The organism is Pantoea sp. PSNIH1, from assembly GCF_007680655.1.
GTDB lineage: Bacteria > Pseudomonadota > Gammaproteobacteria > Enterobacterales > Enterobacteriaceae > Pantoea > Pantoea eucrina.
The window spans coordinates 65,662-86,636 of the sequence record NZ_VEIP01000010.1 but is presented as its reverse complement, the minus strand read 5'-3'; the positions used below and the strand labels follow the sequence as shown (position 1 = coordinate 86,636).

The window sequence follows — 20,975 nt, the reverse complement described above, 5'->3', positions numbered from 1 at the left end:
GCGTTAGTCCCTCAGTAATTCGTTGAGCGCCGGATCGCTGATGCTCAGCGACGACGACTGGCGCGGCGCCGGCTGCGCGGTATTGACCACTTTATCCGGTGCTTCTTCGCCTTTTTTCTTGGTGACGCCCAGCAGCGCCTCCAGCTGCGTGCGCATGGCTTTCAGCTCTTTGAGCATGTCTGAATCCTGACCGGCGCTGTCGCCCTTCATCATCGGACGCATGCCGCTGGCGCCTAAATCAGTGACGTTCGGGATTTGTGCCGGGTGACTCAGCAGCGGCTGCTGCGGTGCGGAACGTGCCGGGGATGCGCTGCCGCCTGTAAAAAATGACTGGCCGGCGCTGGCCAGCGACTCTATGCCGCTGTCCAGAAAACCGCCCGCTTTGCTGGTGAGCGGTGACACGGCCCTGAGAATCCCCGGATCGGATATGCCTGCCTGACCCAGCACGCCGCTTATCATGTCGTTACCGCTGAAGCCCCCCAGCGTCTGGCTGAAAGTGTCGCCCAGGGCAGGCATGACGGCAGAGCCAACGGCTTTCACGCCATCCATCGCGCCACCCATCATGCGATCAAAAAATCCGGCTTCTGCTGCAGGCTGCGCTGGCGCGCTGTCAGCCGCCATAGCCCTGTTGATGACCTGCTCTTTTGCCGCATTAACAACGCTGCCGGACGTGGCAGAGTTCGGACGGACGCGGGCGCGGCCAAACGATACGCCTGACGTAGCAACGGGACGTGAGCGCGTGGCAATCTGGCCCGGTGAAAGCGCCGCCAGCTGCAGGCCAGCCGGGAGCGAATCGCCGGCAGGCAGCGAAAGGCCGCTGGTTGGACGGTTGCGGGCCAGACCTTCCACGCCCAGTGATTCAGCTGCGCCCTGCAACTTGCCGTCAGCCCACTGGTTGAGGCCTTTCACGCCGCCCCAGGCGGACGACGCACTCTGTCTGATTTTGTCGGTTAAGCCCGCGGCAGGTTTGTCTTTGTCAGATTTCGCGGCGGCGGCGGCAACCTGTGAGCCGGTTGGCGCAGCGGGCGCATTTACCACGACGGCGGGTGCTGCAGCAGGTGTCGCTGGCACGGCAGTTGCGGCAGCGGGTGCCGCTGCGCCAGGCGTTACTTTTACCTTGTCGCCGGCTGAATAAAGCGAATCGGCGGCAACGGGTGCCAGCCCCTGCTTTGTCCGCGCTTCGTTTACCGATTTCAGGGATTCATCGCTGAATTTGCCCCCTACCCACTTGCCGTTTTCATTGTGGCCAATGGCATTCATCATGAAGTCATTCGTCACCTGCGGGTTTCCGCCCTCAATGGTGGCGATACCCCGCATCATCTGCGTCATGACTTTGGGATCTTTGAGGTCAAGCTGCTGATTGCTTTTCACACCCAGCTTTTTAGAGAGTGAATCGACGTAATTTGACGTGTCATTTTCACTCTGCGGGGCATACAGCTTGATAATGTCCTCAACGGTATTGAGCTTCTTGTAACCGGCAGCTTTAGAGGTGCCTTCGGAATAGCTGGTGAGCTGGTTGGCCAGCGCCCTGAAACCTTCCTCCGGCGTGTTGAATTTCGCAAAGCGCGCCTCGCCTTTGGCGTTCTTCGCTTCCAGGCTTGCGCCCTCCTGCCCGACAAAATTCAGGTTGCCAAAATTGTTGTTGCGAAAGGATCGGGTTTTCGCGTTGGCGCCGCCGATGTTGAGACCCGCGCCGATGCTGTTTTTCGCCACGTCGGCATAGTCAGCTGTGCTTTTACCCTGTGCACCTACGCCATCCTCACCCCATGTTCCACCCTGCAGCTGTGAGCCCAGCCGGTTGATCGCCGTAACGGTTTTCTCGGTCCCGTCCGTGATCGCCTTCGTCTGCTCAGCGCTGGTGCCGGTGAGCTTGTCATAGGCGCTGACAGCGCTGGTGGAAAACGAGGTGAACACGTCGCCTACCTTGCTCAGCCCCGAATCCAGCCCCTTAGCGATATCCCCGGTGTCAAACGTCAGCGCCTTAGCCGCACCATCCATACCCAGCGCGCTCGCGCCCTTCGCCAGCAACCCGGCGCCGCCCGACAGCAGCCCGCCCATGTTCAGCACGTTAGCAGCGGTGTATTCGCCTTTCTGTCTGCCGCTGACAGCCTGATTCTCTTTCAGGCCGAACGCCTTTTTCTGGCCGTCGGTATCGTGAAAGCCTTCATAGGCGTCCATTCCCGCACCTATTGCGGTACCCACCAGCGGGATCGCTTTCAGCGCGGTTTTTCCGGCGACCTTCCCGGCCACTTTAAGACCACCTTTCTCAGCGGTTTGCTCAGCGGCAGCGGCAGCGGCTTTCTCAGATACGGCAATGCCCTCTTTAGCTGCTACCTTGCCTGCGGTATCTGTAGCGGCTTTAGCTCCTTCCTTTGCGGCGGCCTCGCCTGCTGCTTTCGTACTGGCGAGCACTGTTGCGCCGGTGGCCGCTGTTGCTGCTGCAGCGCCAGCGCCGGCAACAGTTGCCGCTTTTTTGCCGCCTTTCAGGGCTTCCATTGCCTTTGTCAGCAGGCTTTTCTTCTTAGGCTCAGGCCGGGTTTTTTCCCCATGAGGCTTCTTCTTGCCGTCCGGCAGCAGATCGCCTGCGGTATCAAGCGCCCCTGCAGCGGCAGTAAGCGCACCACGCTTTCGTCCGCGGGAGCGTCGTTTACGCCTGCCGGGTATGAGCGAGTCCAGCAGCCCGCCGTCTTTCCCACCCGACGCATGCGCGAGCTTTTTGATTTCGTCGCGCACGTCGTCCAGGCCGCTGATGATGCGATCGTCATTGGCGGCGAGTATTTTGGTCTGCTCCTGCGTGACCTGTACGGCCTTTGCCTGCTGCGCGCTCTTATAGCCATCAGCTGATTTTGGCTTGCCGACGGCCGGCGGCTGCTTCGCTGCTGCGGTAACTGGCGGGTGCGTCACCGGCGGTTCAATTTTCAGCGCGGCGTTGCCTTCGGTTTTTCCCTGCATGAAGTTTTTCAGCGAGACGACGTTTTTACCGACTTCGGCGGAAATGTCGTACATGCCTTTACCCATCATCCAGAGCGGCCCCCCTGCGGCGGTACCGGCAATGTCTGTCCCTGATGACATGGCATCGCTGTTTGTTTCAGTAGCAGATTTCATCATGCTGGTTAGCGATCGGTAAAAGCCCTGCTGCTGCTTATGCTCGGCGCGACGGGCATTTTTCTCCTGCTGCGCAGCCGATGCATCACCTGACTCAGTGCGCGATTTGAAGCGTCCGTTAGCGTCCCGGTTGGACTGCCCCTCAGCCTGCGGATCAGAATTTTTAGCCGCGGAATCACGGGCTGCAGGCGCACGGTTTCCTGCTAAATTTGTGCCGCTATTTATGCGCGTAATTCTATTTTTATGCCCCGATTGTTGCTTAATTTTTTCATTTTTTTGTCTTTCATTACGTCTAAATTCTGAAAGCGTTACTATATTGTCGTTATCAGACACATTAAAGCGCGATTTTTTGACGGATGATCTGACTTTTTTATCACCTGAATTTTCATTTTTGTGATTAATTTTCTCATTTGTATTATTTGTGGATTTTCTTCTCTCTTTTTTATCGTTTCCTGCGTCATTTTTTGGCAATTTTTTCTCATTTTCACTGTATGAAGTCCGCTGTGAAAGGGATCGCCTTACTGTTAACCCGCCCGTATCTTTACTGCTTTTTTCTGTTATCTTTCCAGCATTATTCAGCAGGGCGCGCCTGATTATCGCCAGTTCTTTCAGTTCCTCGCGGCTGGCATGCTCTATGGCTGAAATTATTTGTGAAAATTCTTCTACGTTTTTCATTCCGATCCGCCCCGGCTCCTTTGCAGTTGGTCGATAAGCGTTTTGTTCATCTGGATTGCCCGCCATAGCGGCAGGGCATCCACGTCACTGACAGGCTGGCGCGCAACCAGCGTCAGGTTGTCAATGATGGTTAGCCATCCACTGAGTTGAAAATTTCGGAATAAATAATCCAGAGCGAAAGGTGATAAACAGTTGAGTGGTGTTCATCTGCATGCCCTCCTTTTCGCATGGTGTTGGCGGAAGCAGCAGGCGCACCTGACCCTGTGTGATCTGCATGCGCAGACCGTGACGCAGGTTTCTCTGCATCAGCTGGATATGCGCCACCAGTGGTGCAAACTCCAGATCGGGAACCATGTTTTCCATGATGTCGAAGCGACGGTTTGCGGCAGCTTCAAAATCCTCCGGATCGTCATCCAGCGCGGTGCAAAGCGCAAACTCAGCAATGCGCATGCGTACAAGCGCTGCCTCATACTCCGGCGCGTCTGCATCCGGCAGGCTCACGCGCAGGCGCTCCAGCATCTCCTGACCGCGCCCGGTAAGCGGCTTTAGCGTCCAGTTGGTTGCCACGCCGTTGACCGGCACGCTCACGCGCTCGTATGGCTCAATGGTCAGCAGCTCGACGGTTTCCGCCAGGTCTGACAGGTCAAAGTCGTAGGTATGCACTTCGCGGCAGTGTTCGCAGGTGTAGTGAAACGCCTCAAGGTTATCTGCGCGGCTGTTAATCATGATCCACCAGAGCGCGGTGCGCCGTTCCTGCGCAGTCCAGTCGCGGCTGTCGCTCAGCGGGCCTTCCTGCAGGTGATTGAGGTATTCAGTCACGCGGCGTTCGTCACCGATTTCATCCGGCGTGCTGTATTTGAGCGCGTCTTTCATGACCGGCTGGCGAAACTGGATTTCGGTACCGGGACGCGAGGCCAGGGGAAGCGGAGGAATATTCACGGCAGTGTCCTTCAGAATTTAATGAGGTTTGATGCGGACGATTGAACCTGGTTTGTAATTCCCCCGGTTAATCCTTTTACCAATCCGTTTAATGCGCCGCCGGCGCTGGTGTACTTCACAAAGGTCACAGGGAAGGTGGCAAACTCGCCCACGGCATCGCGCGCGCGGGAGATCTCGCCAATCGTGGTAATGAAACCCTTCATTTCCTCTTCCAGTGAGGCCTGACCATCCTGCGTCACCCGGTAAATCCGGATGTTTAACAGGTAGGCAGGAGGGAGGTTAAAGGTGCCGTCGCCGTTGGATATGCGCGCCCGCTTCTCCTTGAATTTCTGCAGCAGTTCGCCGCTTTCGTTGTCGCGGAGCGTCATGGTGACAGAGCCCGCCGTAACGTGGGTTGGCTTCACGAACTCCACGCCGCCAATCAGCTTGCTCTCGGTCTCCACGTTGTTAGCGCTGTAGGTGATATCTTTCACGTACATATCCACGCGCGAGAAGCCGTCTATTTCGATGTTCCATTGCCAGCCCTGCGCGTAGCGAATGCGCATCGCCATTTCCAGAATGGCTTTAGCACTGGAGAGCTCAGGCGGCAGGCCTGCATAAGACGCGCCACCGCCGCCGCTCATGTTTGAGGAGGCACGCGCCAGAATGTTTGATATCAGGCTACTGCCAGCCTGTCTGGCCGTACTGGAAGCCAGGCCTTTGATGTTCCCGGCCAGCCCGTCAAAAAAGCTCATGCAGTCTCCTTACCAGGAACTCATTGCGGGGATAATTGCCCGGTTAGCGGAGATCTGCGCTTCCAGATCGGTTTTGCGCTGGTGCAGCGTGGCTTCATCCGGCAGAAACGTTGCATCAAACTTTCCGGCGATATGCAGCCGGCGCAGGCGCTCCACGTTAGGAATCGCTATCAGCGCTTCAAGGTAATCTTCAATCAGCCCGGTAATGTCCGGCGGCAGCGTCGCCACGTCATAATCGCAGTCGCGGATATTGCGAAAGTAGAGCAGGGTGAGCGGCCACTTTTCGCGGCCAGTCAGCTCAAGCTCTATGGTGGATTCCCAGGGATCGGCGTATACCAGCGCGCCATTGAAGTCGTTCACGTTTACCAGCGAGAGGTAATCAGACGGAAACGGGAGGCTTGCGCCCCCCGTTTTTTCAATGCGTATGCGACCGGTTACGCCGGCCCGATCCTGATAGACGCCCAGTGCCTGGCGGAGAAGGCTTTGCAGCAGCGGTGCCTCGTCCACCAGCAGCGTCGTGAAGCGCGTTTTTACGGCTTCAAGCAGTTCGGCCGGCGTCATGATTATTCAGCCCAGTTGTACACAACGCGCAGCGGCAGCTTGACGGCTGCAGTCGTGTCCTCGGAGCCAAAATCCACGGCATCTGAGTAGATTTTGCAGTGCAGGTAGTTACGCGTCAGGCCAGCGTCAGCGCCGCTGTTTGACTCGGCGGCGGCGGCAAAGGTGAGATCCAGATACTCTTTGTTGAGCACCATTTTGCGGACGGCTGCAAAGACGTCGCCCTTAATGGTTTCAACGCAGGTCATCTGGAACTCGCCGGAGTTTTTCAGTACGCCGTGCTGGTTAAACTTCATGCCGCCTGGCGCAACGTCCTCAACGTCCTCGCGCGCCATTTCAGGCAGCTGAGTTGTGCGGACCAGAATGGACAGATTCGGGTAACCCTTAACGGTCATCCAGTATTCGGAGCCGATAAGTTTTTCACCGGCGGCAAGGTTCTGGTTAAAGCGTTTTTTCAGAAATGCCACGTCGGGTTTTGTATTTGAAAAGCCGGACATAAATTGTTCCTCAGATAAACATAAATGGAATATCAGACTGGTTCTGGACGCTCTGGCCGGAGCACTGCAACGTAACGGTGTTGTGCGTGTAATACCCCTCAGCGGTGCGGGGCGCGTCCAGCTGGTAGCTGACGCTTTTGATCACAACGTCCATGATTTTCAGGCGGCGACCGACATCCAGAATGACGGGGAGAGGACGGCGACCGCCGGGGAGGGCGGCGTTCAGCTCAGGCGAAGCCATCTGCTGAAGCGCCATGATTGCGTCCATAACTTCGATCTTCGCGTTCACGGTGGCCATCAGGTCTACCACGATGCTGAACTCTGGCGGCTGCTGGCCTTCCCAGATAAGCAGGGAGTTGAATTCTGATTTTGAGGTGTTTCCGGTTGCCGCCTGCGCGCCGCTCGCCAGCTTGCCCGCTGCCGTGCTGACCGCGCCGGCAACGCCGCCAAGTGAGTCATTGGAAAAAGGAGATTCCCACATGGATTCGAGACTGGCGCTCGACCCTTCCCCGATATAGCCCACGACCATCGCCGTCTGAGACGTGATGTAGAGCTTCAGGAATGGGCTTACCCCGTCCGGCATGATTGCACCGCAGATCATCGCGCTATCCTCATTGCCGCCGGCGTTAACCGGCGGCTATCCCTTACAGACCGCGCTTTTTGCGCAGCTTCATCGACTTCTTACGGTGCGCGTTCGCCATTGAGCTGTGCGCCTTCATGCGGGCTTTTTTGAGCGCCTGCTTCTGCAAAGACGTCATGCGGCGCTTCTTCGGACGCTTGCGGATAAGCGTTACCACGCCATCGCGCACGGCTTTGAACGTGGCTGACTCAAGCATGGCTTCGCCACCTTTGCCGCCAGCAACGGTGTAATCAGCAATGGCTTCGTCGTCGTCGCTCAGGCCGGAAAGCGCCTCGAATACGTTCTCAGCGGCGCTGTCGTCGTCGTCGTCGATCATGCTGGTGACGTCATCCTGATCCGCACCCAGTGCAACGGCAGCGTTAGCCAGCTGGCCCAGTGCGTCGTTAAACTGATCTACCTGGTCATCAGTCAGATCGTCGTCCTCTGCAATGCCATCCAGACCGGCCAGCACCAGCGCCAGCGCTTCAAAACTTTCAGCGTCGGCTTCGCCGTCGGCAATCCAGCCCGCCAGCAGGGACGCTGCAACAGAGCGGGCATCCTCACCGGCGCGACGCTCCACGGCTTCAAACATCGCTATGACGCGCGACTCTGCCGCTTTTTCGTCGTTGACGCCTTCCGCCATAAAGTCCTGTTTTACGGGCTCAGCTGCCGGCGCGGCAAACGCCGCGCCCAGGAGGCCATGAGACTTGTGGTTAAAAATGTTGTTCATAATTTCCTCTGTTAGCGGAGCAGGGTTGGCTTACCGACAATGCGGCGTGAAGAACCGGTAGGGCAGACAGACCAGGTGGCTTCCCACAGGTCGATATCTTTCTGCACAACGGCGATGACAAACGGCTCGGTACCCTGCGTGGCGTCACGCGGCTTAACCAGCGCCTCAGCGGCAACGAAGCGCTCCAGAACGTCTTTCAGGCCATCCGTGAGGCCTTTAAAGGTGATACCGTCCGGCTCATGCTTGAGCGCTTCCGCCACGTCGTAAAAACTGCGCGCGATTGCGTTCATCAGTGAACTGATGTGCTGCAGGCGCAGGTAGTTGTTTTTGGCGAAGGTGGTCAGGGAATCGTCAATGTACATATTCCCGTTCTTGTCCAGGCTGACCGGGTTAATACGCGCATTTACAAAGGCTTCGCGGTCGATTTCATCCAGGCTCGGGATCGGCTTGATGTTCTGGCGTCCGATAATGGCGCGCGATACGCCTGCCGGCGCGTAGTGCCAGCCACCGACGTCGGAGACCAGCGCAACGCCTTTCGCTTTCGCCACAAACGCATCGCAGGAGATCCCCCAGCTGACGTTGGTCCCGGTAAACGCGTCGCGCGCGGTGTATGGCCAGTAGTAACGCGCCGCCTGATGCGAACCGCCGAAACTATGGCTCTGCGCTTCGGCAATAGCGGCGGCTGACAGCTGCGCCCCGTGAATGTCATAAAACATATCGGTACGGGTATCTTCAGCCAGCTTCACCAGCGCGGCGAGGATGGTCGGGTCATAGCAGCCCAGCGACAGCACGGCGGTCCAGGTGAACATGGACTTGCGCAGCACGGTCAGCGCTTTGGAGTAATCCGCCGTTTCAATCGCAGACAGATCGCCGTCGGTACCGCCGCTGAACTGCATATCCTCGAAGCCTTCGGTGATCTGCAGCATCTGCGTTTCAACGTCATCAGCTACCACGGCGCGCAGGCGGGTAGAGCCGTTTTCCAGCGCGGTCGGCAGAAACGCCGGAGATCCCATATCGCTTGAGGCGTCGGGATTAAAGGAGATCTGATGTGACTCCAGCTGCGTTTCACCGCCAGCCGCATCAACCTGCTTCAGCGTCAGGATGTAGAAGCCCGGAGCGGTTTTATCCGCCTCCATGCTCAGCGTGCGGTCTGCAGAAGCGTCGCCATCCTCGATGTAAATCATGGCCGCAGCGCCAGCCGCCAGAACCGGGTCGGTCCCTGGCGCGAAGTTGGTGGCCACCACGCTCAGCTCCTGCATGGTGGTATCAGCAGTCAGGGTCAGAGCGGGGATCTTCATTCCCGGCGCCGGCACGCGTACCACATAACCGTCGCCGCCATTTACCGCCGTTGCAACGTGGCGCAGAGGTTCAAAGGCAGCGCCGCTGCGCGGGTGAATCGCCGCGCCCAGCACCGCCTGAAAGTTGTCAGCGGTAACGCGCAGCACGGAGCCAATTTTACCGCGGCGGGAAATGACCAAACCTGCAAAGACAGACGCGCCGCCGGATGTGACCGACGTCGTTGCGTCAGCATTGACTTCACTTATGCCGACGCCAGCCGCCTGGCCTACTGCAAAAGGGATCTTATTCATGTGATATTTCCATGAAATGCCCCCTTAACGGGGGCGTTAAAGGGGATTAGCTGGCAGTACCGGTAGTGGCAGCTTCAGGTGCGGTTTCGCCCTGAATTTTCTTGCCGGTCAGCATGTCGTAAGCGCCTTCTTTCGCATTGGTCAGCGTCAGCTTGGCGAAGTAGTTTTCACCATTGCGCGGGTGCAGCTCGTTGAGGGAAGAACCCCAAAGCGTGGTGCGGTTGACCAGAGACGGGTTGGTTTCGTGGACATACGGGATTGCCGGAACGGCGTCACCGGCGATCAGGCCAGCGTCACCGATGGAATCACCACGGCCATAAAACAGAATGTCCTCTTTGCTCAGTGCGACGCCGTTGGCCACGAACTGATCGCAGATAGCGGTCGGTACTTCGTAGATCGGATAGATGCCAAACAGGGTGCCGATGCGCTGAATGTATGGCGACTGGACGAAGTTCGGATCGGCCTGGAACACGTTAGCCGGAAGGCTTTTCAGGAAGTTTGCCGCCTCGCCACCTGCAAAACCGCCACGGATGCCAGCCTTACGGGTACGGTTCACCATGTCAGTGCTCAGCTGCGTAATGGCATGCTTCAGCAGCGTTACCCACGATTCGTAGGTCTGGCCTTCCGGCAGCGCTACGTCAAACTCACGATTGTAAACGGTGTGGAATGCCATAGTGCGCAGACGCATCATGTCCTGCTCATGGCTCAGCCAGTTACGCATTGCAGTAAACTGCGTGGACGACAGGTTGATGCCAAATTCACGGCTCAGATCGGACGCAGACATCACGGTGTGCTCGGACGCAATAACGAACTGCGACGGCTTGATGGTGAACTCACGCATGGACTGGTTGATAACCGGGATCAGGCCTGGCGCTTTTTCAACGTTGATCTCGACCTGCGCGGCCAGCTCAGTACCTTTAGCCGGCGCATCGGTAAAGGTTACAGCGATGGTGCCTTTGTCGTAATCGACTTTACAGGTAGCCTGGAACTGGTTGCCTTTAACGTCTTTGTCGGAGAAAAACAGGTTGCCATCAGTATCATCGACTTTACTCGGACGACGGTTGATCAGTAGCTTGGTGCGGCCAGCACGGATCGGCATATCCGCGTTCTCAATCGCCTTAATGCTGAAGGTGAAGGTTTTCTTGGTGCCGTCCGGCTGCGCGGCAGCAGGGAACAGGTACAGGCGTTTCATCTGCGAGTAAACCGCCGCAGACTGCATGTGCATTTCATCGCCCTTCTGGAAGGTGCCAAAGCTGGTACCGGCCACGTTCATCAGCTCATAAATCTTCGCTTCGTCGCGCTCGCACGGAACAAAGGTACATGCGTCGCTGGTGGCAGCGCCCAGCACCGCAGGCAGGATCAGCGCTGCAAACTGCGCCTGACGCATTACGCCGTCAGAGGTGCGCATATCAGCAGCCACGGACTCAAACATCGCTTTGCCGTTGCCTTCATGCTTTTCAGCCGCTGATTCGATCATCAGGTTTTCAAGCGCGCGGCTGGCGTTCGCCAGCTGGTCAGCAGGTGGATAGGTGCCATTACGCTCTTTGTATTCGATCATGCTCGACGCCCACGCGGTGCCTACCAGACGGCAAAACTCCGGGTTAACGCCTTCAAACATCGGATCACGGCCAGCCGCCTCGCCAATACTGACGGACATATCCTGGCGGTTAGAAATCATTGAGCCATCTGCGTTGCGCTGTGCGTCAACGGTGAAAGCCATAACGCGCGATGCACGCTGCATAACGTCCTGCTCGCGCTGGCGAGCCGGGGAAATATCTTTACTCACAAGTAGACCCTTTTTTCAGGGCGCGGCTGCGAGGGAACTTTTGACGGGGCAAATTTAGGCGGTTTGTAATTTGCGTTGTGCGATAGGCAAGAAAAAATTGCAATTATGAGGATTTATTTTAGAAATGAATGTACATTTAGGCAATGAATTTGACCACTGGTATACCTCATGGCTTATAAGCTCTACTTTCAATACGCAAACGGCTCCCGCTCACACATGCTTTCGACCGGCAGCCGGCGCGACGCTCAACAGCACCTTGATTACCTTCTGAGTGAGGCCGAACCCCGCTCACTGGCGCAGCAGATCATCATCATGTACGGCTCAGAAATCATTATGGAAGTCAGCCCGACATTAGATGATGACGGGATTCGCGCACTGCCTCGCTGGCGCAAAGCCGGGAATACGCAGCAGATGCACAACCCGGTTACGGCGTCTATTTACATGCCAAGCGCGGCGCGTGATTTTCTGCTGCTGGCGGGTGAGGGCAATCTGGCGGCAGGAATGCGTAAAATCATGCTGGAAACAGGCAGGCCGGAAATCACAGCAGCGTATATGGCAGACACAGCGGGTAATTCTGAAACTGCCGCGCAGCCAGTGAATTGAAAGTCTGAATAAAATAAAATAGCCATACATTAATAAATCATAAGCCGCTATGTCAGCGGCTTTTTTTGCGCGCGATTTGCGCCTTGCAAGGAACACACATGGCTATTATTTCTACTCAGAATAAAAATAAATCCAATCGTAACTACTGCCGAAGCATACTACTGGCTGCATTAGCATCAACTGCCTTCGCTGGCACACCAGCGGTGGCGCAAAACGATATGGCAGCATTTCAATATCAGAAAGTTAGCAGCTACTATCAGGCAATCTGGACTAATCCCATTACTCACAACAGAGTTTATATGGATTCTTCCTGGAACATTACTACAAAGTATGAGAATGGAAACCCAGTCAGCACCTTTAATGATCCAACTATATCTGGTGGATTGAGTGTAGTAATTGGTCAAAGTCAGGAAGATTTAAAAAGTAACGCAGAATACCTTTTGAACACTAACGGTAACGGCGAGTACCATTTTACTCATTCAGAATTTTTTAATTACAAAAACGAATTAACATGGTTTGCATCCGGCTACTTAATAAGTAAGCCAGACCACGGATTTATACTTTACCTGAGAAAATCGGGTTCATCTTTGTACAATGTGCTTGGGATATATACGTTGGATAAAGAAACCAACGATAAAGTGGGGCATCTTAGCTCTAAGTTAGTTGATTCATTCTCTAGGTAAAACAGCCCCGAAGGGCTGCTTTCAGCGACTGGCGTTATAGTCTGATATCAGACCGTTTCGCCGGTTGCATTCATCGACTGAGGCCAGTATTCCTGCCACATAAGCGGGTAACCTGTCGGTGAATCCGGGGATGTTTTCATCCACCTGGCACGGCTGGTAGGCCAGCGCCTTTTGAGGCGGCAGTTCCACCAGCTTTGTGACCGTCACGACTTCGGGAATTAACGGCGCGGGCTTTGTCCCGGAGCATGCGAATAACGCTGGCAGGCAAAGCAGTATGATTAACGCCGGCAAGCAGTATCGCCCGGTTAATTTCATCAATTTCATTCTGACTATCCTCTTTAAGTCTCTGCAGATCCTGCTCAAGCTGCGCCTGTTTCTGCGCGTAGTCCTGGCGTTCTTTTTCCCGTTTCTCCAGCGCCTGCTGCAGCGTCTGCAGCTGCGCCTGCTGCTCAGAGAGCGAGGTTTTAAGCGTGCTGTTATTACCGGTCAGCGTTTTGTTGTTCGCAGTAAGCGTGCTGTTTGCCGCCTCCAGCTGCGCAACGTGCGCAAAGTGATCCGTGACAATCACATATCCCTTATGGCCTGCGGTCAGCAGCACGACGCAGAGCGCCACGGCTACCGCACGCTTGAGCCAGCCGGTCAGGGTGATTTGACTGAACATAGTTACTCCTCGTTGAGCGCAGCCAGAACGGCCGCGGGCATAATGGCGCTGACGGCCTGACCCATAATCGGATCGCCGCTCAGGCCGGACGTAAGCGCAATGGCCACCGCATCCGACATGGCTTTTTTTGCCGTGCTGGTGGACGCGCTGACCTGATCCGCCAGGCGGGCAAGTGCAGACGTACTGCCGGGAAGGGGCAACAGCAGTGCATCGAGCGCGCTGGTAGCCTCGCTCAGCGCGGCTGTTTCCTCTTCGGTGAACGCCGGCGCGGTTGCGGCACTTCCCGTAGCGCCCGGTGCTGCAGCAGCACCTGCTTTTGCGTTAATTGCCCCCATTGCCCCGGAGAGCGCGGAGAGCGATACAGCCTGCAGCAGATCGCCCACTGCGCCTGTAATGGCTTGATCCCCCATTGCGGCCACCAGCGCGAACGCCGGAGCCGGAGAGAGACGATTACCCTTTACGTGACACTCCCATCCGGTTTTCAGCTGCAGCAGCTCTGACGGGCTGCTAAAGGGCTTAACCGCTGCTACGAATCCAGCAGCAGCGCCTGCTGCAGCGTCCAGGCTCGCCGCATAGCCTGACAGCTTCCCGGTATAACCGGAGACGTCCGTCGGATAGGTGACGTCCGGCAACAGCAGCGCCCTGACAGATGCGGCCAGCTGCTCAGCGCGCGCCTGCGCCCCCTCGCACACTACGACCGGCGCTGGCGTAACCATGCCGGAGGCGGAGAGGGCAGCGAACGCGTTGATCTGTTTGTCGTTGTCGAGCATTACTTAACCTCGAATCCGGCTTCGCCCGTGGCGACCACCGATCCGCACGAAACCGGATCGTTGACGCACACAATGCCTTTGCCGTTGATGGTGAACCACGGACGGCCCGTAACAGCCGTGCCGTTGTGAGTACTGCTGCCGTCGGTGTGATCCGGAAACAGCTTGCCGTCCACCAGCACGGGCTTGCCGTTGATGGTGAGCCCCGCGTCAGCCTCAGCGGTCTGACGCGAGGGGAAGCCATCGTGTCCGGAACAAACCGAGTCCAGCGTGCCGGCGGCAGGCATCAGACTGCCCCGGCGCCGGAGCGCGTTTTATTCGTCATCAGGTATCAGCTCCAGATCCCCGCGGGTGTAGTTAAGCGGGCAGGTGTAGTACGGGTGTTTCAGCACGAAGCGCTGCCCGTTATCCAGCCAGTCCACCCGGTCAACTACGCACACTTCACCGTTAAACAGGTTGCCGCGTATGCGCACGCGGGAGCCTTTGCGGATCGGCTTCTCAGCTGCGTCCATCAGGATTCCAGCAGCTCGTAAAAGTCATCAGGGATATCGCTGAACGACATGAACATACCCAGCCAGACGGCGCGGCTTGCGTCGGTGATATAGCGCGACATTTTGACGGTAGACAGCACGTTACTGACCCATTTGGTCTGCGTGCGCTGGTCAAGCGGTGACATTTCATCCCACTTATCCGTAGCCATTTCGCGGGCCAGGTTAAGGGCGTACATGGTGGCCCACATTACCGGCATCAGATCGACGGTTTCCGGCTCGTCCGGCAGCTCTGCCTGCGCTTCCAGATAGAACTCATATGCGACCTGGCAGACGTAGGTTGGTGTCAGCATGTAGCGCGATTCCGGGCGCATGGCCATCAGGCGCACGCGGGTATCTTCTGCCGTGGCGTTTGCCATGATCTGCTCAATCATGATGTTGCGTGTGGCGCGCTGCGACGGGGTAAAGCGCCAGTAAGGCGTTTCCAGCAGCACGCGGGTTTCAGGGGAGTAGTTATATTCGTACTGGAACTGCGGATCTTCGCGCAGCGCCATGCTCAGGTTGTGGAAAAGCTCAAATGCGGTAGGCTTACGGTTGCTCATAATTTACTCTGTTGAGTTAAAGGAAGCGGCACCTTAACCAGTTTGTAATTTGCAGGCGGAGAACAAGAAGGGAATTTATATACTTAGTTTCTGATTAATTTATTTAGAAACCATGTTGCAGTTTTTGTATATTTTGGCTTATAGTCTGGCCTGCGGGCAGGTAGTGCCTGCGCATAAAAAATAAGGAACATTAAATGAAAAACCTTTTTGGAAACGTTGTCCCGATGAGTGGTCTGCCTGTCGACAAAACCGTGCTGGCGTCGTCCGGCAAATCCGGCGTGCAGCTGCTGGACTGTGGCGAGGAATGTCAGGGCCGTTATGAAGTGGTTTCTCAGGGCGTGCTGGTGGCCTGCACCGACAATTACGCGAAAGCGAGTGATTACTACTTTAAAGAGAGCGCACGCATCAGCGCTGAAAGCCAGGCCAGCTATAACGCTAAGGTCAGAGAGGCAGAGTCAGCAGGGCTGAGCGGGTATCGCGTGCGGGATTATGCCAATGACCGCATAACGCTTAGTGACGCGCTGGCGCAGCAGAACACACCGCGCGGCATCCCGGCAGAGTTTCTGCCCGCTCACAATCCAATGTGACGCACCACGAACAAAAAGAACCCCGCACAGAGCGGGGTTTTTTGTTTTAGAGAACAGCAATTATGTCGTCTGCCGTTTTGCGCGTATCGCCCTTACAGGACACGGATCGGCGTGCGGCCAGCGGCATGATCCTGAAGCCGTTACGCGTGTACAAATCCACGACTGACGGCGCGCTGCTGTTGGTAATGACTACCTTAGCGCCGCGCTTGCGCGCTGCCACCAGGCACTCCACCAGCCGCGTCTGATGCTCAAACGTGAAGGCGTTGCCGCTGTAGGCAGTAAAGCCGTTTTCGTCCGGCATCGGCTCATAAGGCGGATCGCAGAAAACCACGTCACCTTCGCCCGCCTGGCCGATCACATCCTCAAACCCGGCGCAGACAAAAGTCATTTCTTTCTGCAGGCCAGCGAAGTGCTGCAGTTCATCCAGCGGAAAGTAGTTTGTCCCTGCCTTTTTGTTCCAGCCCACGTTAAACAGGCCTTTCAGGTTATACCGGCACAGCCCGTTAAAGCAGGTGCGCATCAGCGCCAGGAACAGCGCCGCATGCCGCACCGCGTGCGCCTGGCGTCCGTTAAATTCATCGCGTATGGCCACATAGGCTTCGTTAGTGAGACAGCCCTTTTCCAGCTGGTGAGCCGTATTAATCACGGCGTCCGGGTTGCCCTGCAGCTGATTGAAGAGGTTAATCAGATCCGGGTTGATATCCCCCAGCAGGTTGCGCTTAAAGCCAGCGTTGATGAATACGGTACCGCTGCCAACAAACGGCTCAATCAGGCGCTTCCCGGCTGGCATTACCGCCAGTATTTCATCAAGCACAGAGTGTTTGCCGCCCGCCCATTTCAGGAACGAACGCGGGTATTTGTCCTCTGCAACCTTTCGCGCCGGCGCACGCTTTTTCTTTGCCGCGGGCGCTTCACGGACGTAGGCTACGCCGTGACGGTCAGCAGCAGTAAGGCAGGGCGCTATGTCGATCATCGGCTCAGTAGCGTTACCGCCGCTGCCCGGAGCGCGGCCTATCCAGTTGCCCGGAATCCCGTAAATCGTGCCATCCGTATCAGCGCTATTTTTTGTCGGTGCCTCCGGCGGCGTGGTTGTGGCCACCAGCATGATCTGATTGGCAATGCGATCGCCAATCCAGCGCATAACCGGTACCGCCATAGAGTTACCAATCGCTTTATAACGCGGACCATCAGCCGCCAGGCGGTGCGCTTCTTCTTCAGGCATGTCAGGGTGCGTCAGGCGCAGGTAAGCCAGTTCATCAGCAGCAAGCGCGTTGCGTTTCTTCTCCGGTATCAGTGTCCAGCCATCCGGGAAGCCCTGCAGGCGCTCACATTCTTTAGGCGTCAGGCGCCGGACTTCGCAGCGGGTGACAACAGAAGGGTAGCCCTGTCCGGGCTTTCCGCCGCCGGCCGACAGTGCGCCCGTTATCTGTCCGTCGCCGTTGAACAGGCGGACTTCACCACGGGTGTTTTCAGCAAACGCTGCGTGCTCCTCACAGCGGGCAACACATGGCGCTGCATCACCTTTGCCCGTTTCGCCGGATTCAGCGTTAAGCGTGTGGCACAGTTCGCCCATGTCACTACGCCCTATTTGTGCGTGTTGCAGGCAGTAAGTAATTACTGGTGACTCGTCGGCGCCCGCCTGACTCTGGGTGCATCCGGCAGCATCTGACGCTGGGTATACATCCTTAATCGCACCCTGCCCGCGGTCTTTGGAAGAGAAGGCAACAACGGGAGTGCCGCGCCCGGTACCATCTTCTGAGGCATCATGCCCCTCAGCTGTCAGGGTGTGGCTCACTTCGCCCGTGGCGCTCTGTACTGCGAACGTCTCAACGTCAAAGTCATTACGCTGCCCTTTAGCCGTCAGGCACGCTGCCACATCCAGTGCGCCGGAACAGTTTCCGCCGCCAAAAGCAACAGGAGGAGTATAGCTGCCGTCGCAGTCTGCTGATTTAAGGCCGTTATCGCACTCAGAAACTAAATGACCGGCTGCGGCGTGTGCGAAGTCAGGGCCACCGACTCCAACGCCACTTGCAGTAAGGGCGGCAACTGCCTTCCCCGTTTTTCGGCACGGCGGAGAATCCCGACGCATGCCGTCGAACTCAAGAAGTATTTCTGCGGGATCAACATCGTTTCGAGCACTTGCGACAACGAAGATACGACGGCGGCGTTGGGCCACTCCGAAGTATTGGGCATCAAGGAGTCGCCAGGCGAGTTTGCGCTGTCGCCCATAAACGCAACCAGACTTTGGCCACTTCGGAACATGCTTACGCTCGCTTTTGTTCCAGCGCCAGCCCGGTCCGCTTTTGCCGTGCTCAGGTCTTGGGCCTGGTTCAAATGCTTCATTTTCGCCAGCCATTCCGGCAAGGAAGAATCCAAATGCGTTGTCAGGTGTGCTGAGACTTCCCGGCACGTTTTCCCACAGGTGGACGGCAGGCTGCTCGCCGTTTTCAATTCGTTTTTCATCAATGGCATTCGCTAAATCTACATAAGACAGGGTGAGCTGACCGCGCGGGTCATCGAGGCTTTTACGGAGCCCGGCGATAGAAAACGCCTGGCAGGGGGTGCCGCCAACCATGACGGCCGGCGCCGGAATAGAACCGGCGCGAACGCCGGCCGCAATCTTTGTCATGTCGCCCAGGTTCGGCACGTCCGGGTAACGGTGAGCCAGCACGGCTGCAGGAAACTTTTCTATCTCCGCAAACCATGCTGCTTTCCATCCAAGCCCGTCCCAGGCCACGCTGGCCGCTTCAATGCCGGAACAGACAGAGCCGTAAGTGATCATCGTTTTGCCTCACCGCCCAGCGCATCCACCAGCCCGGAGAAGAAAGCAGAAAATTCGGACGTGAACAGCATAAAATCAGCCAGCATGCGTGCGCGCTGATCCTCACGGTCAATGTCGTCGTTCTGCTCAGTGAGCATGTCGGCATACTTAATGCCCTTGATGCTCAAATCGTCCGCCACACGGCAGAAAATACGCTCCTGCCAGTCAAGGCTCAGGTGCGTGACTACTTTCCCGGCCTGGATATGCGCGCGCACTTCTTCGCTGATTAGATCCTGCTTCTTACAGCGGATTTTGCCGCCTTCTTCCAGAATCGCCGCAAGTCCGGCCTCGTCGCCCAGCATAAAGCCCGCCGGCAGGTCGCCGGAGCGCAGCCATTCAGTCAGCGTGAGCTCGACAGGCTCCTCAGCCATCAGCGGCACAACCGGCAGCGAGCCGATAGTTTTGCGCAGCATAGCGAGCATATCCTCTGCCGCTTTGGCGCTGGCCGCGTCAACGTAGATGCGGCTATTCACGCTGTCTATCCACAGATAAGCCTGCGTGCGGCGGGTAAAGGCGCGCGGCAGCAGCGTGTGAAGGGCTTCATCCTTCAGGGAAACACGTTCGCTGCGACGTACCTTGCGCGCCTCTTCCTGCTCAATTTTCGCCACGCGATCGGCCACAAACTCGTTAAGCGTGGCGGCGGGCATGATCTTGCTTTCGGTCTGACAGCACAGCAGGTACTGCCCGTTTTCAGCCAGCAGCAACTCTTCTGAGGTAACGTTGATCCAGCCTGATTTCGCCATGTCCTGCGCGGTACAGGGAGTAAACGCCATCGTCTGCAGCTGCTGCGCCAGTTCTTCCGCGTCTAACGGAATATCCCGGCTCAGGCTGTAGACCATGACGTTTTTGAAGAAGGGAGATTTCATGCGGCTATGTCTCTTAGATAACAATAGCCGCCATTCTAAATTAATGTTTTAGAATTACACTTAAAATCACTGACTGAACTCAAACTGAGGCGCTTTAGCGCTGAAGGTATCGCCTGAATCAAACACGGTTTTCCCGCCTGCTTTGACCTTCACATTACCGCCCACGTCGATAACCAGATCACCCGGCCCCAGAATGTAAATCTGCCCGCTTTCATTCATGCCTATGCGTGAACCGCTGGCCGTGTTGGTAATTTCATACCCGCCACCAGCGGACCGGAGTTCCAGCAGATTATTACGATGCGAGACAAAATCTTCCGTTGCGCTCAGGGCAGGGCGCGCCGGTGCGCCATCAACAGCTGGTGGCTCGTATGTACTGCCCTGTCCGGAGGCTTCAGGTGCCACGCTTGGCACGCCGCCTGGCGCTGATTGTGCCGCGCCGGTGATAAGCGGCCGGCGCGTGTCCGGGCGCCCGCGCGCGTCGGTGTACGGAAACTCTACCCACACTTCATCCCCCGTTTTGCAGGGAATAAACGCGTTGCCTACAGGCAGCTGGTATTCAGCCCAGGGCAGCGTCTCCGCTTCGACGTCCGCCCACTGCGGTGTAAGGCGGATCTGCGCGCGCATGTGTCCTGACGGGTCTTTGGTGGCCGTGATTACGGCGCGTTGCTTACTCACTGGTTGGGTACTCCTAAAATCATGCGCGTGGTGTAGCCGATGCGATCCTCATGATGAATAGCCGCGGTAACGATAAAGTTTTTCGGCAGCGTCTCGTCAGTCTGGTTTTCCGGGTCATAGCGGTGGATTTGTACGCCTATCACCATGCCAGCGGTAATGTCCGCGTTGCCGCTGACCTCAATATCCAGCTTTGGAATAAGCACGCGCCCCATATTGGTGAGCGTGGCCACGTCGGCATCAGAGATATATTTAACCGGCTTGGATTTATCGCCCACGGCAATGTAGCCATCAGTCATGGAGTAACCCACAAACTGATAATCAGCGCTGCTGGTGGCGGCGGCGTCCTGGTTGATATGGCTCAGCTTGCTTATCGTGTATTCCGCTTTCGGGTTATTGGCCTCGTAGACAACCGCCGGTTTGGTGCCAATGAGTTTGCCTATCTCCTTCATGCAGAACATGCCGCGGGCGCACCACACCAGCGCGCCATGATCCTCTGCCATCTGGCGCAGAACGCCGGACGGCTTCTCGCTCATATTCAGGTGATAGGTCATCGCTTTTTTGAACGCATCAGCCTCGATCGTCAGTGTGCCGGCGAACTCTTTCATGACGTCGCCAGGCTGACGATCGGCGTACAGGCGCACGCGGGCTGAGGGCGTTTTCAGGCGCTTCAGGTCGGCTGACACGGCGATAATGCGCACCACGTCGCCGCTGGCCGGCGCGGACGTAACGAAAAACGTCTCACGGTACGCGCCGCGCTTCCCGGTCGGATCGCCCAGCTCCGCCACCAGCGTTGCGCCGTAGCGGGCGCCCATTTCGTCCATCAGCTTGCCTTCCGGATCGTGCGCCTCCAGCACCAGCAGCGGGGCAGTAAGGGCGGTTTTCTCAATGTAGAGCGCCGACGTTATCCAGCTGCGCGGCAGTTCTTTGTCATTGATGATCACCGACTGCAGGAAGTACTGCATGGGCTTGTTCTTCTGCTCTGCTGCCATC

General features: G+C 56.9%; 21 protein-coding genes. 3 read left to right on the top strand and 18 right to left on the bottom strand.

Going from position 1 to position 20,975, the window contains the following annotated elements:
- Positions 1-3: 3 nt before the first annotated feature.
- From FS690_RS17385 to FS690_RS17345, 9 genes are all read right to left on the bottom strand, one after another.
- Entirely contained in the window at positions 4-3,072 is a 3,069-nt protein-coding gene (locus FS690_RS17385; RefSeq protein WP_145340006.1) for a hypothetical protein, read from the bottom strand.
- An 828-nt stretch (positions 3,073-3,900) separates the two neighbouring features.
- Positions 3,901-4,719 (bottom strand): hypothetical protein, encoded by an 819-nt coding sequence (locus FS690_RS17380; RefSeq protein WP_145340005.1) that lies wholly within the window; start codon positions 4,717-4,719, stop codon positions 3,901-3,903.
- Positions 4,720-4,730: 11 nt separating this feature from the next.
- Positions 4,731-5,453 carry a phage tail protein gene (locus FS690_RS17375; RefSeq protein ID WP_145340004.1) on the bottom strand — a complete coding sequence of 241 codons (723 nt, stop codon included), beginning with the start codon at positions 5,451-5,453 and terminating at the stop codon, positions 4,731-4,733.
- A 9-nt stretch (positions 5,454-5,462) separates the two neighbouring features.
- Positions 5,463-6,014: a hypothetical protein gene (locus FS690_RS17370; protein ID WP_040113244.1), complete on the bottom strand. Its 552-nt coding sequence runs from the start codon at positions 6,012-6,014 to the stop codon at positions 5,463-5,465.
- A gap of 2 nt (positions 6,015-6,016) precedes the next feature.
- Positions 6,017-6,508 carry a hypothetical protein gene (locus tag FS690_RS17365; protein WP_040113245.1) on the bottom strand — a complete coding sequence of 164 codons (492 nt, stop codon included), beginning with the start codon at positions 6,506-6,508 and terminating at the stop codon, positions 6,017-6,019.
- A gap of 10 nt (positions 6,509-6,518) precedes the next feature.
- Entirely contained in the window at positions 6,519-7,109 is a 591-nt protein-coding gene (locus FS690_RS17360) for a hypothetical protein (RefSeq protein WP_145340003.1), read from the bottom strand.
- Between the two features lie 43 nt (positions 7,110-7,152).
- The gene (locus tag FS690_RS17355) at positions 7,153-7,857 is read right to left on the bottom strand and encodes a hypothetical protein (RefSeq protein ID WP_145340002.1); all 705 of its coding nucleotides are present in this window, start codon (positions 7,855-7,857) and stop codon (positions 7,153-7,155) included.
- An 11-nt stretch (positions 7,858-7,868) separates the two neighbouring features.
- Complete coding sequence (locus FS690_RS17350) at positions 7,869-9,446, bottom strand: phage tail protein (RefSeq protein ID WP_145340001.1); 1,578 nt, start codon at positions 9,444-9,446, stop codon at positions 7,869-7,871.
- A 46-nt stretch (positions 9,447-9,492) separates the two neighbouring features.
- Positions 9,493-11,232 (bottom strand): capsid protein, encoded by a 1,740-nt coding sequence (locus FS690_RS17345; protein WP_145340000.1) that lies wholly within the window; start codon positions 11,230-11,232, stop codon positions 9,493-9,495.
- Between the two features lie 168 nt (positions 11,233-11,400).
- Between FS690_RS17345 and FS690_RS17340 the strand changes: the two genes are divergently transcribed.
- Both FS690_RS17340 and FS690_RS17335 read left to right on the top strand, forming a co-directional pair.
- Entirely contained in the window at positions 11,401-11,835 is a 435-nt protein-coding gene (locus FS690_RS17340; RefSeq protein WP_040113250.1) for a hypothetical protein, read from the top strand.
- A gap of 98 nt (positions 11,836-11,933) precedes the next feature.
- Positions 11,934-12,518 carry a hypothetical protein gene (locus FS690_RS17335; protein WP_145339999.1) on the top strand — a complete coding sequence of 195 codons (585 nt, stop codon included), beginning with the start codon at positions 11,934-11,936 and terminating at the stop codon, positions 12,516-12,518.
- A gap of 136 nt (positions 12,519-12,654) precedes the next feature.
- Here FS690_RS17335 and FS690_RS17330 read toward each other — a convergent pair whose 3' ends face one another.
- The 5 genes from FS690_RS17330 to FS690_RS17310 are packed head-to-tail and all read right to left on the bottom strand — an operon-like array spanning position 12,655 to position 15,036.
- Positions 12,655-13,179: a hypothetical protein gene (locus FS690_RS17330; protein ID WP_145339998.1), complete on the bottom strand. Its 525-nt coding sequence runs from the start codon at positions 13,177-13,179 to the stop codon at positions 12,655-12,657.
- A 2-nt stretch (positions 13,180-13,181) separates the two neighbouring features.
- Entirely contained in the window at positions 13,182-13,949 is a 768-nt protein-coding gene (locus tag FS690_RS17325; RefSeq protein WP_145339997.1) for a hypothetical protein, read from the bottom strand.
- A complete protein-coding gene (locus FS690_RS17320; protein WP_040113254.1) occupies positions 13,949-14,233 on the bottom strand; it encodes a PAAR domain-containing protein in 285 nt (94 codons plus the stop codon). The genes FS690_RS17325 and FS690_RS17320 overlap by 1 nt, the downstream gene beginning before the upstream one ends.
- 27 nt (positions 14,234-14,260) lie before the next feature.
- On the bottom strand, positions 14,261-14,458 hold the full coding sequence (locus tag FS690_RS17315; protein WP_145339996.1) for a hypothetical protein: 198 nt from the start codon (positions 14,456-14,458) through the stop codon (positions 14,261-14,263).
- Positions 14,458-15,036 carry a hypothetical protein gene (locus FS690_RS17310; RefSeq protein ID WP_145339995.1) on the bottom strand — a complete coding sequence of 193 codons (579 nt, stop codon included), beginning with the start codon at positions 15,034-15,036 and terminating at the stop codon, positions 14,458-14,460. The genes FS690_RS17315 and FS690_RS17310 overlap by 1 nt, the downstream gene beginning before the upstream one ends.
- Positions 15,037-15,230: 194 nt before the next feature.
- On the opposite strand from FS690_RS17310, the gene FS690_RS17305 reads away from it, so the two are divergent.
- Positions 15,231-15,623: a hypothetical protein gene (locus tag FS690_RS17305; RefSeq protein ID WP_145339994.1), complete on the top strand. Its 393-nt coding sequence runs from the start codon at positions 15,231-15,233 to the stop codon at positions 15,621-15,623.
- A gap of 46 nt (positions 15,624-15,669) precedes the next feature.
- Here FS690_RS17305 and FS690_RS18605 read toward each other — a convergent pair whose 3' ends face one another.
- The 4 genes from FS690_RS18605 to FS690_RS17280 all read right to left on the bottom strand — a co-directional run bounded on the left by FS690_RS18605 (position 15,670) and on the right by FS690_RS17280 (position 20,974).
- Positions 15,670-18,405, bottom strand: coding sequence for a Dam family site-specific DNA-(adenine-N6)-methyltransferase (locus FS690_RS18605; RefSeq protein WP_255471515.1), 2,736 nt, complete (start codon positions 18,403-18,405; stop codon positions 15,670-15,672).
- Entirely contained in the window at positions 18,402-19,310 is a 909-nt protein-coding gene (gene rdgC, locus FS690_RS17290; RefSeq protein ID WP_145339993.1) for a recombination-associated protein RdgC, read from the bottom strand. The genes FS690_RS18605 and rdgC overlap by 4 nt, the downstream gene beginning before the upstream one ends.
- A 66-nt stretch (positions 19,311-19,376) precedes the next feature.
- Positions 19,377-19,985, bottom strand: coding sequence for a baseplate protein (locus FS690_RS17285; protein ID WP_145339992.1), 609 nt, complete (start codon positions 19,983-19,985; stop codon positions 19,377-19,379).
- Positions 19,982-20,974, bottom strand: coding sequence for a hypothetical protein (locus tag FS690_RS17280; protein ID WP_040113261.1), 993 nt, complete (start codon positions 20,972-20,974; stop codon positions 19,982-19,984). Before FS690_RS17280 ends, FS690_RS17285 begins: the two co-directional genes overlap by 4 nt.
- Position 20,975 lies beyond the last annotated feature (1 nt).

Coding starts and splice junctions, on each gene's coding strand:
- FS690_RS17310 (WP_145339995.1), bottom strand. CDS start 15,036: ATGAGCAACCGTAAGCCTACCGCATTTGAGCTTTTCCACAACCTGAGC.
- rdgC (WP_145339993.1), bottom strand. CDS start 19,310: ATGAAATCTCCCTTCTTCAAAAACGTCATGGTCTACAGCCTGAGCCGG.
- FS690_RS18605 (WP_255471515.1), bottom strand. CDS start 18,405: ATGATCACTTACGGCTCTGTCTGTTCCGGCATTGAAGCGGCCAGCGTG.
- FS690_RS17360 (WP_145340003.1), bottom strand. CDS start 7,109: ATGATCTGCGGTGCAATCATGCCGGACGGGGTAAGCCCATTCCTGAAG.
- FS690_RS17325 (WP_145339997.1), bottom strand. CDS start 13,949: ATGCTCGACAACGACAAACAGATCAACGCGTTCGCTGCCCTCTCCGCC.
- FS690_RS17335 (WP_145339999.1), top strand. CDS start 11,934: ATGGCTATTATTTCTACTCAGAATAAAAATAAATCCAATCGTAACTAC.
- FS690_RS17330 (WP_145339998.1), bottom strand. CDS start 13,179: ATGTTCAGTCAAATCACCCTGACCGGCTGGCTCAAGCGTGCGGTAGCC.
- FS690_RS17340 (WP_040113250.1), top strand. CDS start 11,401: ATGGCTTATAAGCTCTACTTTCAATACGCAAACGGCTCCCGCTCACAC.
- FS690_RS17375 (WP_145340004.1), bottom strand. CDS start 5,453: ATGAGCTTTTTTGACGGGCTGGCCGGGAACATCAAAGGCCTGGCTTCC.
- FS690_RS17355 (WP_145340002.1), bottom strand. CDS start 7,857: ATGAACAACATTTTTAACCACAAGTCTCATGGCCTCCTGGGCGCGGCG.
- FS690_RS17305 (WP_145339994.1), top strand. CDS start 15,231: ATGAAAAACCTTTTTGGAAACGTTGTCCCGATGAGTGGTCTGCCTGTC.
- FS690_RS17315 (WP_145339996.1), bottom strand. CDS start 14,458: ATGGACGCAGCTGAGAAGCCGATCCGCAAAGGCTCCCGCGTGCGCATA.
- FS690_RS17385 (WP_145340006.1), bottom strand. CDS start 3,072: ATGTCATCAGGGACAGACATTGCCGGTACCGCCGCAGGGGGGCCGCTC.
- FS690_RS17320 (WP_040113254.1), bottom strand. CDS start 14,233: ATGCCTGCCGCCGGCACGCTGGACTCGGTTTGTTCCGGACACGATGGC.
- FS690_RS17370 (WP_040113244.1), bottom strand. CDS start 6,014: ATGACGCCGGCCGAACTGCTTGAAGCCGTAAAAACGCGCTTCACGACG.
- FS690_RS17350 (WP_145340001.1), bottom strand. CDS start 9,446: ATGAATAAGATCCCTTTTGCAGTAGGCCAGGCGGCTGGCGTCGGCATA.
- FS690_RS17365 (WP_040113245.1), bottom strand. CDS start 6,508: ATGTCCGGCTTTTCAAATACAAAACCCGACGTGGCATTTCTGAAAAAA.
- FS690_RS17280 (WP_040113261.1), bottom strand. CDS start 20,974: ATGGCAGCAGAGCAGAAGAACAAGCCCATGCAGTACTTCCTGCAGTCG.